Source organism: Nocardioidaceae bacterium SCSIO 66511, assembly GCA_023100825.1.
Taxonomy (GTDB): domain Bacteria; phylum Actinomycetota; class Actinomycetes; order Propionibacteriales; family Nocardioidaceae; genus Solicola.
Map to the genome: position 1 here is coordinate 1,846,199 of CP095846.1, position 15,170 is coordinate 1,861,368.

Sequence of the window (15,170 nt, forward strand, 5' to 3'; positions counted from 1 at the left end):
CGGCGGTTGATGCCGCCCCACGGCGAGACCGATCGGATCAGGCGGACTTGCAGGCGTCCATCTTCGGCGGCTCGGGTGTCTCGACGCCGGACTGACCGAGGGTGGCCTCGAAGGCCTTCGCCCAGTCGCCGTTGTCCATCTTTTCCTGGACCAGATCGGTGATCCAGGTGCACATCTCCGGGCTGTCCTTCGCGTATCCGATCCCGTAGCGCTCCTCGGAGAACTCCGGCCCGACGACCTTGAGCAGGTCGGGGTCCTCGGCGACGTAACCGAGCAGGATCGAACCGTCGGTCGTCATCGCGTCGACCGTGCCGTCCTTCACCTGGTCGCGGCACTGCGAGTACGTGTCGAAGCCGCGCGGCTCAGCACCCTTGGCCTCGACCTGGTCGAGGGAGGTCGACCCGGTGACCGAGCAGACCTCTTTGCCCTTGACGTCGTCGACGGTCTCGATCTCGTCGTTGTCCTTCTGCACCATCAGCTGCTGACCGGTGACGTAGTACGGCCCGGCCTGTCCGACGACCGCGCGCCGCTCCGGCGTGATCGAGTACGACGCGATGACCAGGTCGACCTCTTCGTCCTCGATGAAGCGCTCGCGGTTGTCGGAGATGGTCTCTTTCCACTCCACGTCTTCGGGCTTGATACCCAGGTCGGCTGCCAACCACTTGCCGACCTCGATGTCGAAGCCGCTCGGGATGTCGTCCGTTGCGCCCTGGAAGCCGATGCCCGGCTGGTCGATCTTGACACCGATGGTGACGCTGCCGTCTTCGGCGAGCTGCTTCATTGCGGTGCCGTCGTCGAAGTTGTCGGCGGCGTTCTCTTCGACCTCCGCCTTCGGCGCGCTGCCGCCCTCATCGTCGTCGCCCGCATCGCCGCAGGCGCTCACTGCCACGAGCATCGATGCGGCCACAACCGCGAACGCGGTTCGCTTGAGTCTCATCTTGGTACTGATCCTCTCAGTGCTTGAGGATCTTGCCGAGGAAGTCCTTGGCGCGATCCGATTGCGGGTTGGTGAAGAACTCGTCCGGGGTGTTCTCCTCGACGATCTGGCCGTCGGCCATGAACACGACGCGGTTCGCGGCCGTACGGGCGAACCCCATCTCGTGGGTGACCACGATCATCGTCATGCCGCCCTCTGCGAGGTCGACCATGACGTCGAGGACTTCCTTGATCATCTCGGGGTCCAGCGCCGAGGTCGGCTCATCGAAGAGCATCACCTTCGGCTCCATCGCGAGAGCGCGGGCGATCGCGACACGCTGTTGCTGACCGCCGGACAGCTGCGCGGGGTACTTGCCCGCCTGCTCCTCGATGCCGACCCGACCGAGGAGCTCGCGGGCACGCTGCTCTGCTTCGTCCTTAGGCTGCTTGCGTACCTTGATCGGGCCGAGGGTGACGTTCTCGAGGATCGTCTTGTGCGCGAACAGGTTGAATGCCTGGAAGACCATGCCGACGTCGGCGCGCAAGTCGGCGAGCGCCTTGCCCTCGTCGGGAAGCTTGTCGCCGTCGACGGTGATGGTGCCTTCGTCGATCGTCTCCAGCCGGTTGATCGTGCGGCACAGCGTCGACTTACCCGAGCCGGACGGGCCGATCACGACAACGACCTCGCCGGGTGTGACGTGCAGATCGATGTCCTGGAGTACGTGCAGGTCTCCGAACCACTTCTGGACGCCGTCCATCGCGACCATGTACTGCGCATGCGAAGACGTCGCGGAACTTCCCGGGAGATCGGACATGGGCAGAAACCTACCGATGCCGCGGTTCAGGTGCCACCGCTGAGCGCCCGGGTAACCCGATCGTGACGTTAACGTGCCTTCACCCGCGGTGACACGCGACCTCCACCCCGGCGAGACGCGGCGAGTCGTACGCAGAACTCTCGTGTCGACGCGGAGCTTCTCACGTGTCAGCGGCGGCGGGCGTACGCACCCGGTGTCACGCCGAGTACGCGTTTGAAGTGCCGGGTCAGATGCGGTTGGTCGTGGAAACCAACCGCGACGGCGACGTCGGCGGCGGGCGTGCCGGCGAGCAGCAACCGCCGGGCATTGTCGACGCGCCGCCCGGTCAGGTAGCGGTGCGGCGGCATGCCGAACTCGTTGCTGAACGTACGTACGAGATGTGTCGGATGGGCCTGGAGCAACTCTGCGGCATCGGCGAGGCTGACGCCCTCGCTCACCCGTGCGTCGAGCAGCTCCCGAAGCTGCCGCGCGAGGCGGGCGTCGCGGACGAGCGCGGGCGGGTCCATCCGGCGGAGGTGTCCCTCTACCCGATCCTGGACCAGTGACAACAGCGACTCCGCCTCGAACTCGTCGCCCGGCCGCACCAGTGCCCGGTGGACACCCGCCAGCCGGTCGTACAGCGCCGGATCGACGATCTCGGGCCGGTCGACGGCGCGTCCGATGAGGCCCTCGCCGAGCACATCGGACTCGAGGTAGAGGACGCGCTTGCGAAACTCGCCACCGGTCGCCGAGCGGCCGTTGTGCGGTACGTGCGGCGGTAACAGTGCGACCGTCGAGCCGAGTACGCCGTGCTCGCCGTGGTCGAGGTCGTACCGGACCGCGCCACGGTCGACGATCAGGACCGTCCAGGTGTCGTGGGTGTGCAGCGGATACACGTGCTCGGTGAAACGTGCATGGAACACCTCCGCGACGCCGGGTACGTCCGGACGCCACGCGCGTACCTGCTCGCGCGGTCCCACGCTAGTAACGTACAAGACGCGCCCAGTCGACCACGCGGACGATGGTCGGTATGGAGAAGCGATTCGACACCAAGATCACCGTGATTCTGCGCGACGACCTGCTGCCGTGGCAGGCATTGAACGTCGCCGCGTTCCTCACCAGCGGAGTCGCGGCGGCCAACCCGGAGATCATCGGCGAGCCGTACGAGGACGGCGACGGCAACACCTACTACTCGTTGTTCCGCCAGCCGGTCGTCGTTCTCCAGGGTGACGGCGACGCGGTGAAGACCGCGCATGAGCGATGCCTGCGCCGCGGGCTGCGCGCGGCGGTCTACACGGCGGATATGTTCGCGACGGGCAACGACGACGACAACCGAGAGGTTGTGCGTGCGGTGGCCGCGGAGAAGCTCGACGTGGTCGGCATCGCGGTGCACGGGCCGCGCAGTGCCGTCGACAAGATCGCCAAGGGCTGCCGGATGCATCCCTGACCGGCGGTACGGGGCCTTGCGGGTCGTACCCTGGTGGGTGCCATGACGACCCTTTCCGCCGAGCAGCGCACGTACCAGGTGCGTACGTACGGCTGCCAGATGAACGTGCACGACTCCGAGCGACTGTCCGGGCTGCTCGAGGACGCCGGTATGTCGCCGGCACCCGAGGATGCGCAGGCCGACGTCGTCGTGTTCAACACCTGTGCGGTGCGCGAGAATGCCGACAACAAGCTGTACGGCAACCTCGGCCATCTCGCGTCGGTCAAGCAGAAGCACCCCGGCATGCAGATCGCGGTCGGCGGCTGCCTCGCGCAGAAGGACCGCAACGAGATCACCCGGCGGGCGCCGTGGGTCGACGTCGTGTTCGGCACCCACAACATCGGTTCCCTGCCAGCACTGCTGGACCGTGCGCGGGTGCAGCAGGAGAGCCAGGTGGAGATCCTCGAGTCGCTCGAGGTCTTCCCGTCGACCCTGCCCACCAAACGCGAGTCGGCGTACGCGGCATGGGTCTCGATCAGCGTGGGCTGCAACAACACCTGCACGTTCTGCATCGTGCCGTCGCTTCGTGGCAAGGAGAAGGACCGTCGGCCGGGGGAGATCCTCGCCGAGATCGAGGCGCTCGTCGCCGACGGCGTCGTCGAGGTGACGCTGCTCGGTCAGAACGTCAACTCCTACGGCGTCGAGTTCGGCGACCGGTATGCGTTCGGCAAGCTGCTGCGCGCATGCGGCGACATCGAAGGGCTCGAGCGGGTTCGCTTCACCTCCCCGCATCCGAAGGACTTCACCGACGATGTGATCGCGGCGATGGCCGAGACGCCGAACGTCATGCCGCAGCTGCACATGCCGTTGCAGTCGGGCTCTGATGCGGTGCTGAAGGGGATGCGGCGTTCGTACCGCCGTAAGAAGTACCTCGGCATCCTGGAGCGCGTACGCGAGGCGATGCCCGACGCCGCGATCACGACCGACATCATCGTCGGCTTTCCCGGCGAGACCGACGAGGACTTCGAGCAGACGATGGAGGTCGTACGCGAGGCGCGGTTCTCCAGCGCGTTCACCTTCCAGTACTCGAAGCGACCCGGCACACCTGCCGCATCGATGGACGAGCAGGTGCCGAAGGCCGTTGTGCAGGAGCGTTACGAGCGTTTGGTCGCGCTCGTGAACGACATCGCGTGGGACGAGAACAAGGCGATCGTCGGCCGGCGCGTACCCCTACTCGTCGCCGAAGGCGAGGGCAAGAAGGACGCAGAGACGCATCGGCTCACCGGCCGCGGACCCGACAACCGGCTCGTGCACTTCGCCCCCGGAGACACCGAGGTACGCCCAGGTGACCTCGTCGAGGTCGAGGTCACCTACGCGGCGCCGCATCACCTGGTGGCCGACTCGGGAGTTCTGTCCGTACGACGCACGCGCGCCGGTGACGCCTGGGAGGCGCGTACCTCCGATCCGAAGCCGGTGGCCGTCGGCCTCGGGATGCCTGCGATGGGCGTACCCGACCCGCTCCCGGAAGCCGACGCACCCGCCTGCCAAACCCGCTGACGGGCAGCTCCTCTCCTCACCGTTCTTCTGCGGTGGACGTGCCTGCGGTGGGATGATCAAGGCGCAGCCGCGGCGGAGGGAGCCTGCCATGACAGCCGCGAACATCGCCGACCGAATCGTTGAGACGGCGGTCGCATCCATGGAAGCGTCGTCGATCGTGATCGGCGTCCGGCTCGGCTGGTGGTCTGCAATCGCCGACGCCGGTGTGCCAGGCATCGACGCGAACGCACTCGCCAAACGCTCCGGCGCGCATCCGCGTTACGTACGCGAGTGGCTCGAGGCGATGGGCGCCGGAGGCTGGCTCGTCGTCGTGGCCGACGCCGGGCGGGACGCGCCCGACGACCGTACGTACGCGCTGGCACCAGGAGTCCGCGAGGCGCTCGTCGACACCGAGAGCGACGAGTACCTTGCGCCCCTGCTGCGCCAGGTCAGCGCCGGCCAGCTCTCGCTGCGCACCCTGGAGCGCGTGTACCAGACCGGTGACGGGTTCGCGTGGGCCGATCACGACCCCGACATGGTCGTCGCGCAAGGCGATATGAACCGAAATCCGTTGCGCAACGACCTGCCTCGGTGGGTACGCGAGGAGCTGCCCGATGAGGCGGCGGCACTCGACCGGGGTGCCTGGGTTGCCGACGTCGGGTGCGGGCACGGCTGGGCGTCGATCGGTCTCGCGGAGGCGTACCCGGACGCGACCGTCCACGCGTACGACCTCGACGAGCCGAGTGTCGCGGCCGCGCGTGCGCACGTTCATGACGCCGGCCTCGACGCCCGGGTCACCGTTCACGGGGAGTCGATCGCGCAGGCGGAGGGCACGTACCGCCTGATCGTGATGGCGGAGATGCTGCACGACGTACCCGATCCGGTCGGCCTGCTGAAGGCGTGCCGGGAGGCACTCACCGAGGACGGCGTTGTCTTCGTCGCCGATATGCGGGTGGCCGAGGAGTACGAAGCACCCGCCGAGCTGGTCGAGCGGATGATGTACGGCTTCAGCCTGCTGGTCTGCCTGCCCGATGCGATGACGGTACGCCCGTCGGCCGCGACCGGCACCGCGATGCGGCCGGCAATGTTCCGGTCGTACGCACAGCAGGCCGGGTTCACCGACGTACGCGAGCTTGCGATCGAGCACGACACCTGGCGGTTCTGGCGGCTTGCGGGCTAACCGACGTCAGAAGCCGCTGGACATGATCGCGGGGACGTCGCCGGATGCCAGCGCGTCGAGCACGTCGCGCTCGTGCGGCGCCATCGGCTCGGGCAGCGCAGCGAGCGGCCACCACCGCATGTCGGCGCACTTCTCGGGCTCCCGGATCGAGGGGCTGCCTTTCCAGACGGTTGCGGCGAAGAAGAAGTCGCAACGCTGCTCGATCGGGCCGCCCCCGCGCAGCGTCCGGTGCACGGTGGTCAACGCGAGCAGGTCTGCGGCGTCGACGCGTACGCCAGCCTCCTCGTACGACTCGCGTACCGCCGCGGCGTACACCGACTCTTCCGGCTCGACGTGTCCGGCGAGCAGCGCCCAGTGTCCGTCGCGGTATCCGGTGTTCTGCCGTAGGTGAAGGAGCACCTCGTCGCCGCGACGAAGGGCGACGTACGCGGCCGGAGTCAGGCTGAAGTCGGGCACGTGCGCGACCCTACCGACGAGCGGCGGACTACGGTCGAGGTGTGCGCATCGCCTTCTGCCCTCATCCGCCGGTCCTCGTGCCGGCGGTCGCCCAGGGCGCGTCCGCTGAGGTGGCCGACCTACGTACGGCCTGCGACGCGGTCGTCCGAGCGCTGATCGCAGGTGACTCCGTCAAGCGGGTGACGGTCGTCGGATCGGGGCACGCGTCGGGCAGGTGGGACGAGAGCGCGGGTGGAACCCTCGCCGGCTACGGCGTCGACGTCGGCGCGGGAGGTACGAAAGCCGCACTGCCGCTGTCCTTGACGATCGGCGCCTGGCTGCTCGACCGTGCAGGCTGGGAGGGCGGCCGTACGTACGTCGCGACCGCAGCTGACGAACCGGTCGACGTAAGCGGTGCGGTGCTCGTGATGGCCGACGGCACGGCGAAACGCGGTGAGAACGCACCGGGGCACGTCGACGACCGGGCGCCGATCTTCGACAAGGCGATTGCGCAGGCGCTTGCCAGCGGTGACGCCGATGCGCTCGGCAACCTCGACCCCGCTCTCGGCGAACAGCTGTGGGCGGCAGGTGTACCGGCACTGCGGGCAGTCGGGCGGCAGATCGTGGCAGCTGGCTCGCGGGTCATCGACGCGCGGCTGACCTACGACGATGCGCCGTACGGCGTCGGCTACTTCGTGGCCGAGTGGACGCTGTCCGAAATGGCTGGCCAATAAAAGCACGATCGTGCTACCTTCGGGAAATGTCGTTGACCAAAGGCGAGTCGACGCGCCTGGCCATCCTCGACGAGGCGCTGCAGCTGACCTCGCGCACAGGCGTGACCTCGCTGAGCATCGGCGGGCTCGCTCGCGAGACGGGCATGAGCAAGAGCGGGCTGTTCGCGCACTTCCGGTCCAAGGAGGAGCTCCAGCTCCAAGTCGTCGGCCGAGCCCGCGATCGCTTCGTCGACACGGTCGTACGCCCGGCCCTGGCGGCGCCGCGCGGTGAGAGCAGGGTGCGGGCGCTGTTCGACGGCTGGGCCCGATGGGAGCGCGAGGCTTTCGACGGCGGTTGCATCTTCGTGACGCTGGCCGCCGAGCTCGACAATCGACCGGGTCCGGTCCGCGACGCGCTGGTCGCCAGTGAGCGCGACTGGCTCGAGCTGCTCGCCTCGACGGCCGCGACGGCCGTCTCCGAGGGTCACTTCCGCTCCGACCTCGACACCGCACAGTTCGCCTTCGAGGTGCACGGCATCATGCTCGCCAACCACCATGCGAACCGGTTGATGGACGACTCGAACGGCCCGACACGTGGGCGCATCGCCTTCGACTCCGTCGTCGCTTCGGCCCGGCGTACCGACTGAACAGATCTATCCAAAGGGGGAAACATGAGCAAGTTCCGATTAAAAAAAAGCACGATCGGTCGCATTCGGCTCAGGGTAGTTCGCGCGGGGTTCCGCGCGGCAGAGGTGATCGCGCCGGCCATCGGGTCCAAGGTCGCGGCCTCGCTGTGGTTCAAGACGCCGAGGCAGCCGCCTGCGGTAGCGGTCCCGGACGGCGGCGTGGCCTTCGAGGTCGAATCGATGGGCAGCATTGTGCGCGGCACGCACTGGGGGAGCGGACCGGTCGTCTATCTCCTGCACGGCTGGGGCGGACGCGGTGACCAGTTGGCGAGCTTCGTAGAGCCGCTGCGCGCAACCGGTCATCGGGTTGTGATGTTCGATGCGTTGAGCCACGGCAGCTCGGAGCCCGGGCCGTCCGGCCCGGGGCGAGCACACGCCGTCGAGTTCGGACGCGCGCTCGATGACGTTGCCGCGAGGTTCGGCCCGGCACGCGCTGTCGTGGCACATTCGATGGGTTCCGTACCGGTCCTTCTCGCTTTGCGGGACGGCTGGATCGGCGTCGACCGCCTCGTGTTCATCTCGCCGATGAACGACCTCGCGACCTACTTCGACAGGTTCGGCGCGACTGTCGGCTTCGGCCCACGTATACGTCGCGGCCTGGACGACCAGACGCGGCGGCGCACGGGCTACCCGGTGGACGAGTTCGAGCTTCCCCGGCTGATGGCCGAGCTCGACGAAAGGCCGCCGACGCTGTTCGTACACGACCGAGGCGACCGGGAGACGTCACATGCCGCGAGCGCGGCCGTCGCCGAGGGCATGGCCGGCGCCAGCATGCTGAGCACCGACGGGCTCGGGCACAACCGGATCCTGCGCAACGCCGAAGTCGTCGACGCCGCGGTGCGATACGTACGCGCGGCGGCCGATCCCGACGGCCGCGAGTACGCCGCGTAGGTCGCTCAGGCCGGTTTGTCGCCTTCGCCTTCTGCGTTGGGCGGCTCATCGGCCTCGGGTGTCGCTGCGTCGCCGCCGCCGTCGTCGCCGGACTGGCCGACCTTGTCGACGCCTTCCTTGGCCTTATCGGTCGCCTTGTCGATCTTGTCCTCGAAGCGCCCGCCGGTGACCTTGTTCACCGCGTCGCCGGCCTTGTCGAGGCCCTGACCGATCTTGTCGCCGTGCTCGTTCGCGAGCTCACCGGCTTTGTGCTTGAGGTCTCCGCTCTTGCCGCGGAGCTTGTCGAGCCAACCCATCGTGCCCTCCCGGGGTGCGGATCCTGATTTCACGACACTAGTCGATCCGGACCGCAGGTGCCGGAGTGCAGGTAACACTCCGGCACCCACGTGCCTGCCCTAGAGGTCAGGCGTTGCTCTGATCGCCGCCCGACTCGTCGGCCTGCTTGTCGATGAAGTCCTTGGCGGTGTCCTTGCCGGACTCGATCTTGTCGTCGAACTTGCCGCCGGTCAGGTCGCTCGCCTTGTCGGCGGCCTTGTCGAGACCCTCTTCGATCTTGTCGCCGTGCTCGCTCGCTGCGTCGCCGGCCTTGTCCTTGAACTTGTCGAACATTCCCATTGGTGCCCCAATCCCTTCGTGAGGAAGCCCGAGTGGCCCCATTCCCCATTACGTTAACTGCCAGAATGTGGGCTGTGAACCGTTCAGCGCGTCCGGGTCGCGTGGTGGCCGTCGTCGGGCCGACCGCCGCGGGCAAGTCCGATCTCTCTGTCGCGCTCGCTCGCCGCATCGGTGGCGAGGTGGTCAATGCCGACTCGATGCAGCTCTACCGCGGGATGGACATCGGCACCGCCAAGCTCCCGCCCGATGAGCGACAGGGGATTCCACATCACCTGCTCGACGTACTCGACGTACGCGAGCCGGCGACCGTCGCGGAGTTCCAGGGCTGGGCTCGCGCAGCGATCGCCGACTGCGTCGCGCGAGGCGTGACGCCGATTCTGGTCGGTGGATCTGCGCTCTACGTACGGGCGGTTCTCGACGACTTCGAGTTCCCGGGCGCTGACCCGGACGTACGTGCCCGGTTGGAGCGTGAGCTCGATCGTGACGGGTCCGCGGCGCTGCATGCGCGGCTGGCCGAGCGGGATCCGGTCGCGGCCGGGAACATCCTGGTGTCGAACGGCCGGCGGATCGTACGGGCGCTCGAGGTCATCGAGATCACCGGCGAGCCGTTCAGCGCGACGCTGCCGAGCCAAACGTACGTCTACGACGATGTGGTCGTCCTCGGGATCGACGTGCCGCGCGACGTGCTGGCCGGACGCATCGAGCGACGCGTCGACCGCATGTGGCACGCCGGTCTCGTCGACGAGGTACGTGGCCTCGACGGGCTGCGGGAGGGACGTACGGCGAGCCGGGCGCTCGGATACGCACAGGTGTTGGCGTACCTCGCCGGCGAGTGCACCGAGGAGGAGGCCAAGGACCTGACCGTCCGGCGTACCCGCCAGTTCGCCCGGCGCCAGGACGCGTGGTTCCGCAAGGATCCCCGGATCCGATGGCTTTCGTACGACGACGTCGACCTGGTCGACCACGCCGTGCGACTGCTCGACACCAGATAGCCTTTCGCCATGACGCATGCGAAGACAGTCGACTGCGACGGTGGTTTGCTGATCGGGCACGACGGGTCGGAGTTCTCCGACGCCGCGCTGTCCTGGACGCTCGATCTTGCCGAGCGGCTCGGCACCCACGTGACGGTGGTCCGGGCGTGGGTGCTCACGACGGCCCCGCGGCCGAAGACCTGGAGCCCCGGCTACATGCCGCCGCTCGTCGACTTCGAGGAGGCGACGGTCGAGAAGCTGACGGCCGGTGTCGCCCACCTCGTCGCCGAGCATCCCGACGTACGGGTGTCGCATCAGGCGGTGCACGGGCGTCCCGCATCGATCCTGGTCGAGGGATCCGAGCGAGCAGACATGCTCGTTGTGGGGCCGCGCGGCCTCGGCGGGTTCCGCGGCCTGGTACTCGGATCGGTCAGCGAGCAGTGCGTACGCCATGCGAAGTGCCCGGTCGTGGTCGTACACGACCGTGGCGAGCCCAAGACGCCGGCCGCCGGTCTCGCCCTCGACGACAGCCTCACGCCCGACGACTGAGTCTGTCCAGGGCGACTGCAGGGCTAGTGCCCTGCGTTTGAAGTACCTTGACGTCTTTCGCCGCCCAGGCGGCGCCCCGCGGCGTCCTCATCGTCGGAAATAGGACCGACTATGCCCGTCCTCCTCGTCCTTGCGGATGCATCCACCTGGACGACGCCTTCCGTAAAGCCACTTCAAACGCAGGGCACTAGGCACGCGACCCCACCATGTAGTACCCATGGGGGACCACCGACGCTGGGAGCCCCATGCCGAAACGTGCAATGACCGCAGCCATCGCGCTGACCTCTGCCGCCGCGCTTGCGACGGTCTCCGCCCCTCTGGCGGTCGCCGGGCCCGACGACTCGGGCGACGCAGCCGCCGTCCGCAGCAGCAGCCCGCCGAAACCGGGTAAGCAGCACGTCGCGCGGGGTAGTGGCGGCGCGGTGGCGTCGGTGGACGAGAGCGCGACCCGGATCGGGGTCAAGGTGCTGAAGTCCGGCGGCACAGCCGCCGACGCGGCGATCGCCACCGCCGCTGCGCTCGGCGTCACCGAACCGTACAGCGCCGGCATCGGCGGAGGCGGTTACTTCGTGCACTACAACGCGAAGACCGGCAAGGTGCAGACGATCGACGGCCGCGAGACTGCGCCGGCGAAGTTCCCGAACGACGCGTTCATCGACCCCGAGACCGGTGACCCGTACCCGTTCTTCCCCGACCGGGTGACGAGTGGCGTCTCGGTCGGCACACCGGGCACCCTCGCCACGTGGAAGGCGGCGGCGGACCGTTGGGGCAAGCGGTCGCTCGCGCGCAACCTCTCCCCGGCGACGCGGCTTGCCCGCAAGGGATTCAAGATCGATCAGACCTTCTACGACCAGACCGAGGCCAACGCCGAACGCTTCGCCGCGTTCCCCTCGACCTCGGACCTCTATCTGCCCGGTGGTGAGCCGCCCGCGGTCGGATCGCGGTTCCGCAACCCCGACCTCGCGCGTACGTACCAGCAGATCGCGAAGCAGGGCCCGAAGGCGTTCTACCGCGGTCCGCTGGCCCGGGAGATCGCGACCACCGTGCAGGAACCGCCCACCTCGGACTCCACCGACCTGCCGGTGCCGGCCGGCTACATGACGCCGAAGGATCTGCACAACTACGACGTCAAGTGGCAGCAGCCGACGCATCTGAAGTACGAAGGTCTCGACGTCTACGGCATGGCGCCGTCGTCATCGGGTGGTACGACCGTCGGCGAGGCGCTGAACCTCCTCGAGAACTACAAGCTCGGAAAGGCACGTACGCCTCGGAGCCTGCATCTTTACCTCGAGGCGTCCGCGACGGCGTTCGCCGACCGGGGCGCGTACGTCGGCGACCCGGCGTTCACCGATGTGCCGACCGACGTGCTCACCAGCCAGAAGTTCGCCGACGGACGGGCCTGCACGATCGACCCGAAGCAGGCCGCCGAGAAGCCCGTTGCGGCGGGCGACCTCGACGGTGATCCGTGCGGTGGGGACGCGGCCGCCAAGCCCGACACCGAGGGCCTGTCGACAACGCACCTCTCGGTGGTCGACAAGTGGGGCAACGCGGTCGCGTACACGCTCACCATCGAGCAGACCGGTGGCTCTGGCATCGTCGTACCCGACCGGGGATTCCTGCTCAACAACGAGCTGACCGACTTCTCCGCGGAGTACGACGAGGCCGATCCGAACCGCCCGCAGGCGTACGCACGGCCGCGCTCCTCGATGTCGCCGACGATGGTGCTCGACGACGGTGAGGTGAAGCTGCTCGTCGGCTCGCCCGGTGGGTCGACGATCATCACGACGGTGCTGCAGGTGCTGCTGAACCGGCTCGACCTGGGCATGACGCTGCCGCAGGCCGTTGCCGCTCCGCGTGCGTCTCAGCGCAACACCGCCGAGGTGTCCGCCGAGCCGGAGTTCATCGACACGTACGGCGATGTGCTCGAGCCGTTCGGGCATGTGCTCGTGCCGTCCGGCGACGAGTTCACACCGGACGCGGAGATCGGAGCGGTCGCGGCGATCGAGGTGCGCCCCGACGGCACCCTGGTCGCAGCGGCAGAGCCGACGCGGCGTGGCGGCGGCACCGCTGGGGTCGTCCGTCCGCGCTGACCGGGCGGCGTAGCCTGGCCGGGTGAGTACGTTCGCATGGGCCAAGGGCCACGGCACGGAGAACGACTTCGTGATCCTGCCCGACGCCGACACCCGGGTCCACGGTGACCTGGCGCCCGATTTCGTTGCCGCTCTCTGCGATCGGCGCCGAGGGATCGGCGCCGACGGGGTGCTGCGAGTCGTACGCTCGTCTGCGGTCGGTGTCGACGACGGCTCGTTGTGGTTCATGGACTACCGCAACGCCGACGGCTCGGTGAGCGAGATGTGCGGCAACGGCGTACGCGTCTTCGCGGCGTACCTCGCTCGTGAGGGTCTCGCTGACGGCGCCGCACCGGTGGCGATCGGCACCAGAGACGGGGTCAAAACGGTCACGTACGAGCCCGACGGCCGATACACCGTCGACATGGGCGTACCGAAGACCTTCGGCGACTCGTCGGTATCGGTCGGGTCGTCGCAGTGGAGTGCGTTGCACGTCGACACGGGCAACCCGCATGCGGTTGCGTTCGTCAGCGATCTCGCCGACGCCGGATCGTTGATCGACGAGCCGGAGTACGACCGCGAGGAGTACCCGCACGGGGTGAACATCGAGTTCGTCGTACCGCGAGGTGAGCGGCACGTGCAGATGCGCGTACACGAACGCGGCTCGGGCGAGACCCGGTCGTGCGGCACCGGTGCGTGTGCGGTCGCGGTCGCAACGGCCGTACGCGACGGGGCGAACCCGTCCGAGACCGGTCAGCCCGCGACGTACCGGGTCGATCTGCCGGGCGGCACCCTCGACATCACCTGGCGACCCGACGGCCGGCTGCTGATGACCGGTCCCGCGGCGATCGTCGCCGACGGCGACCTGATCTGGCACGGCGAGTAGCTGTCCCGGTGCGGGGTGACGGGGACGTTGTGCAATAAGTCGGTCGCCCGTGGCGTTGAACCGTGCAAGGATCGACGTTACGAGCAATTCGATGAGGTGAGCATGACGGTACGACCCGAAGAGCCCATGAGCGACGAGCAGTACGAGGACGGCCTCGAACTAGAGGAACGCAACTCGCTGCGCCGGATCGCCGGGCTCTCGACCGAGCTGGAGGACATCAGCGAGGTCGAGTACCGCCAGCTTCGCCTCGAGCGCGTCGTGCTCGTCGGCGTCTGGACGGAGGGCTCGGCCGACGACGCGGAGAACTCTCTCGCCGAGCTGAAGCTGCTTGCGGAGACCGCGGGCTCCGATGTGCTCGAGGCCATGATCCAGCGCCGGCAGCGGCCCGATCCGGCGACGTTCATCGGCCGTGGCAAGGTCGACGACCTCCGGATTGCCGTCGAGTCGTCCGGGGCCGACACGGTGATCTGCGACGGTGAGCTCGCGCCGAGCCAGCTGCGTAACCTCGAGGATCGCGTCAAGGTGAAGGTCGTCGACCGCACCGCACTGATCCTCGACATCTTCGCTCAGCACGCCAAGAGCCGCGAGGGCAAGGCACAGGTCGAGCTCGCGCAACTGCAGTACATGAAGCAACGGCTGCGCGGCTGGGGCGGCAACCTCTCCCGGCAGGCCGGTGGCCGGGTCGGCGCCGACGGCGGTGGCATCGGCGGCCGTGGCCCAGGTGAGACGAAGATCGAGACCGATCGGCGACGGATCAACGACAAGATCGCGAAGCTGCGGCGGGAGCTCAAGCACATGGGCAAGACCCGCGAGACGAAGAAGTCGCAGCGTCGCCGTAACGCGATCCCGTCGGTATCCATCGCGGGCTACACCAACGCCGGCAAGTCGAGCCTGCTCAACCGCCTGACGAGTGCGGGCGTGCTGGTCGAGGACGCGCTCTTCGCGACTCTCGACCCGACCACCCGACGTACCGAGACCGCAGACGGGCGCGTCTACACGTTGTCCGACACCGTCGGGTTCGTACGCCATCTCCCGCACCAGCTCGTCGAGGCGTTCCGGTCGACGCTGGAGGAGGTCGCCGAGTCCGACCTGATCCTGCATGTCGTCGACGGGTCGCACCCCGACCCCGAGGGCCAGATCGCCGCGGTACGCGAGGTGTTCGCCGAGATCGGCGCGCATGACGTACCCGAGATCATTGTTATCAACAAGGCCGATGTCGCCGATCCGCTGGTCATCTCGCGGGTGCTGTCGAAGGAGCCGCACGCCGTGACGTGCTCCGCGCGTACCGGCGAGGGCATCGACAAGGTGCTCGCGACGCTCGAGGCAGAGCTGCCGAGGCCGTCGATCCAGGTTGACGTCGTGCTGCCGTACGACCGGGGCGATCTGCTCAACCAGATCCACACCCACGGCGAGATCGACTCGGTCGAGCACACCGGCGACGGCACCCATGTGATCGCAAGAGTCAACGACGACCTCGCCGGTGCGCTGGCGACGTACCGCTGAG

Annotated in this window: 17 protein-coding genes; 11 read left to right on the forward strand and 6 right to left on the reverse strand. The window is 68.1% G+C overall.

Translation table 11 applies throughout. The features are described from left to right. Nucleotides 1–37 precede the first annotated feature (37 nt). From MU582_08645 to MU582_08655, 3 genes are all read right to left on the reverse strand, one after another. Nucleotides 38–937 carry a glutamate ABC transporter substrate-binding protein gene (locus tag MU582_08645; protein UPK76690.1) on the reverse strand — a complete coding sequence of 300 codons (900 nt, stop codon included), beginning with the start codon at nt 935–937 and terminating at the stop codon, nt 38–40. A 16-nt stretch (nt 938–953) separates the two neighbouring features. Further along, nucleotides 954–1,682: an amino acid ABC transporter ATP-binding protein gene (locus tag MU582_08650; GenBank protein UPK77138.1), complete on the reverse strand. Its 729-nt coding sequence runs from the start codon at nt 1,680–1,682 to the stop codon at nt 954–956. Nucleotides 1,683–1,897: 215 nt separating this feature from the next. Further along, nucleotides 1,898–2,689 carry an AraC family transcriptional regulator gene (locus MU582_08655; GenBank protein ID UPK76691.1) on the reverse strand — a complete coding sequence of 264 codons (792 nt, stop codon included), beginning with the start codon at nt 2,687–2,689 and terminating at the stop codon, nt 1,898–1,900. Nucleotides 2,690–2,739: 50 nt separating this feature from the next. Here MU582_08655 and MU582_08660 point away from each other — a divergent pair, with 50 nt between their 5' ends. From MU582_08660 to MU582_08670, 3 genes are all read left to right on the forward strand, one after another. After that, the gene (locus MU582_08660; protein UPK76692.1) at nt 2,740–3,156 is read left to right on the forward strand and encodes a DUF2000 domain-containing protein; all 417 of its coding nucleotides are present in this window, start codon (nt 2,740–2,742) and stop codon (nt 3,154–3,156) included. A gap of 42 nt (nt 3,157–3,198) precedes the next feature. After that, nucleotides 3,199–4,692 carry a tRNA (N6-isopentenyl adenosine(37)-C2)-methylthiotransferase MiaB gene (gene miaB, locus MU582_08665; GenBank protein UPK76693.1) on the forward strand — a complete coding sequence of 498 codons (1,494 nt, stop codon included), beginning with the start codon at nt 3,199–3,201 and terminating at the stop codon, nt 4,690–4,692. Between the two features lie 88 nt (nt 4,693–4,780). Next, complete coding sequence (locus MU582_08670) at nt 4,781–5,851, forward strand: class I SAM-dependent methyltransferase (GenBank protein ID UPK76694.1); 1,071 nt, start codon at nt 4,781–4,783, stop codon at nt 5,849–5,851. A gap of 6 nt (nt 5,852–5,857) precedes the next feature. Here MU582_08670 and MU582_08675 read toward each other — a convergent pair whose 3' ends face one another. After that, nucleotides 5,858–6,307: an NUDIX domain-containing protein gene (locus MU582_08675; GenBank protein UPK76695.1), complete on the reverse strand. Its 450-nt coding sequence runs from the start codon at nt 6,305–6,307 to the stop codon at nt 5,858–5,860. Between the two features lie 41 nt (nt 6,308–6,348). Here MU582_08675 and MU582_08680 point away from each other — a divergent pair, with 41 nt between their 5' ends. The 3 genes from MU582_08680 to MU582_08690 are packed head-to-tail and all read left to right on the forward strand — an operon-like array spanning nt 6,349 to nt 8,576. Next, nucleotides 6,349–7,020 carry a hypothetical protein gene (locus MU582_08680; protein ID UPK76696.1) on the forward strand — a complete coding sequence of 224 codons (672 nt, stop codon included), beginning with the start codon at nt 6,349–6,351 and terminating at the stop codon, nt 7,018–7,020. A 26-nt stretch (nt 7,021–7,046) separates the two neighbouring features. Beyond that, a complete protein-coding gene (locus tag MU582_08685) occupies nt 7,047–7,646 on the forward strand; it encodes a TetR/AcrR family transcriptional regulator (GenBank protein ID UPK76697.1) in 600 nt (199 codons plus the stop codon). 24 nt (nt 7,647–7,670) lie between these two features. After that, nucleotides 7,671–8,576: an alpha/beta hydrolase gene (locus MU582_08690; GenBank protein ID UPK76698.1), complete on the forward strand. Its 906-nt coding sequence runs from the start codon at nt 7,671–7,673 to the stop codon at nt 8,574–8,576. A 5-nt stretch (nt 8,577–8,581) separates the two neighbouring features. Here the strand turns inward: MU582_08690 and MU582_08695 are convergent, their stop codons facing one another. Both MU582_08695 and MU582_08700 read right to left on the reverse strand, forming a co-directional pair. Further along, nucleotides 8,582–8,905, reverse strand: coding sequence for an antitoxin (locus MU582_08695; protein ID UPK76699.1), 324 nt, complete (start codon nt 8,903–8,905; stop codon nt 8,582–8,584). A gap of 73 nt (nt 8,906–8,978) precedes the next feature. Beyond that, nucleotides 8,979–9,191: an antitoxin gene (locus MU582_08700; protein ID UPK76700.1), complete on the reverse strand. Its 213-nt coding sequence runs from the start codon at nt 9,189–9,191 to the stop codon at nt 8,979–8,981. 65 nt (nt 9,192–9,256) lie between these two features. Here MU582_08700 and miaA point away from each other — a divergent pair, with 65 nt between their 5' ends. The 5 genes from miaA to hflX all read left to right on the forward strand — a co-directional run bounded on the left by miaA (nt 9,257) and on the right by hflX (nt 15,169). Next, nucleotides 9,257–10,183 (forward strand): tRNA (adenosine(37)-N6)-dimethylallyltransferase MiaA, encoded by a 927-nt coding sequence (miaA, locus tag MU582_08705; protein ID UPK76701.1) that lies wholly within the window; start codon nt 9,257–9,259, stop codon nt 10,181–10,183. 9 nt (nt 10,184–10,192) lie between these two features. Continuing rightward, on the forward strand, nt 10,193–10,711 hold the full coding sequence (locus tag MU582_08710; protein ID UPK76702.1) for a universal stress protein: 519 nt from the start codon (nt 10,193–10,195) through the stop codon (nt 10,709–10,711). A gap of 245 nt (nt 10,712–10,956) precedes the next feature. Next, complete coding sequence (ggt, locus tag MU582_08715; GenBank protein ID UPK76703.1) at nt 10,957–12,801, forward strand: gamma-glutamyltransferase; 1,845 nt, start codon at nt 10,957–10,959, stop codon at nt 12,799–12,801. Nucleotides 12,802–12,823: 22 nt separating this feature from the next. Further along, nucleotides 12,824–13,666 (forward strand): diaminopimelate epimerase, encoded by an 843-nt coding sequence (gene dapF, locus MU582_08720; GenBank protein UPK76704.1) that lies wholly within the window; start codon nt 12,824–12,826, stop codon nt 13,664–13,666. A gap of 102 nt (nt 13,667–13,768) precedes the next feature. Then, nucleotides 13,769–15,169 carry a GTPase HflX gene (hflX, locus tag MU582_08725; GenBank protein UPK76705.1) on the forward strand — a complete coding sequence of 467 codons (1,401 nt, stop codon included), beginning with the start codon at nt 13,769–13,771 and terminating at the stop codon, nt 15,167–15,169. Nucleotide 15,170: the final 1 nt, after the last annotated feature.

Coding starts and splice junctions, on each gene's coding strand:
- MU582_08710 (UPK76702.1), top strand. CDS start 10,193: ATGACGCATGCGAAGACAGTCGACTGCGACGGTGGTTTGCTGATCGGG.
- miaA (UPK76701.1), top strand. CDS start 9,257: ATGTGGGCTGTGAACCGTTCAGCGCGTCCGGGTCGCGTGGTGGCCGTC.
- miaB (UPK76693.1), top strand. CDS start 3,199: ATGACGACCCTTTCCGCCGAGCAGCGCACGTACCAGGTGCGTACGTAC.
- MU582_08690 (UPK76698.1), top strand. CDS start 7,671: ATGAGCAAGTTCCGATTAAAAAAAAGCACGATCGGTCGCATTCGGCTC.
- MU582_08650 (UPK77138.1), bottom strand. CDS start 1,682: ATGGTCGCGATGGACGGCGTCCAGAAGTGGTTCGGAGACCTGCACGTA.
- ggt (UPK76703.1), top strand. CDS start 10,957: ATGCCGAAACGTGCAATGACCGCAGCCATCGCGCTGACCTCTGCCGCC.
- MU582_08685 (UPK76697.1), top strand. CDS start 7,047: ATGTCGTTGACCAAAGGCGAGTCGACGCGCCTGGCCATCCTCGACGAG.
- MU582_08645 (UPK76690.1), bottom strand. CDS start 937: ATGAGACTCAAGCGAACCGCGTTCGCGGTTGTGGCCGCATCGATGCTC.
- MU582_08670 (UPK76694.1), top strand. CDS start 4,781: ATGACAGCCGCGAACATCGCCGACCGAATCGTTGAGACGGCGGTCGCA.
- MU582_08660 (UPK76692.1), top strand. CDS start 2,740: ATGGAGAAGCGATTCGACACCAAGATCACCGTGATTCTGCGCGACGAC.
- MU582_08700 (UPK76700.1), bottom strand. CDS start 9,191: ATGGGAATGTTCGACAAGTTCAAGGACAAGGCCGGCGACGCAGCGAGC.
- hflX (UPK76705.1), top strand. CDS start 13,769: ATGACGGTACGACCCGAAGAGCCCATGAGCGACGAGCAGTACGAGGAC.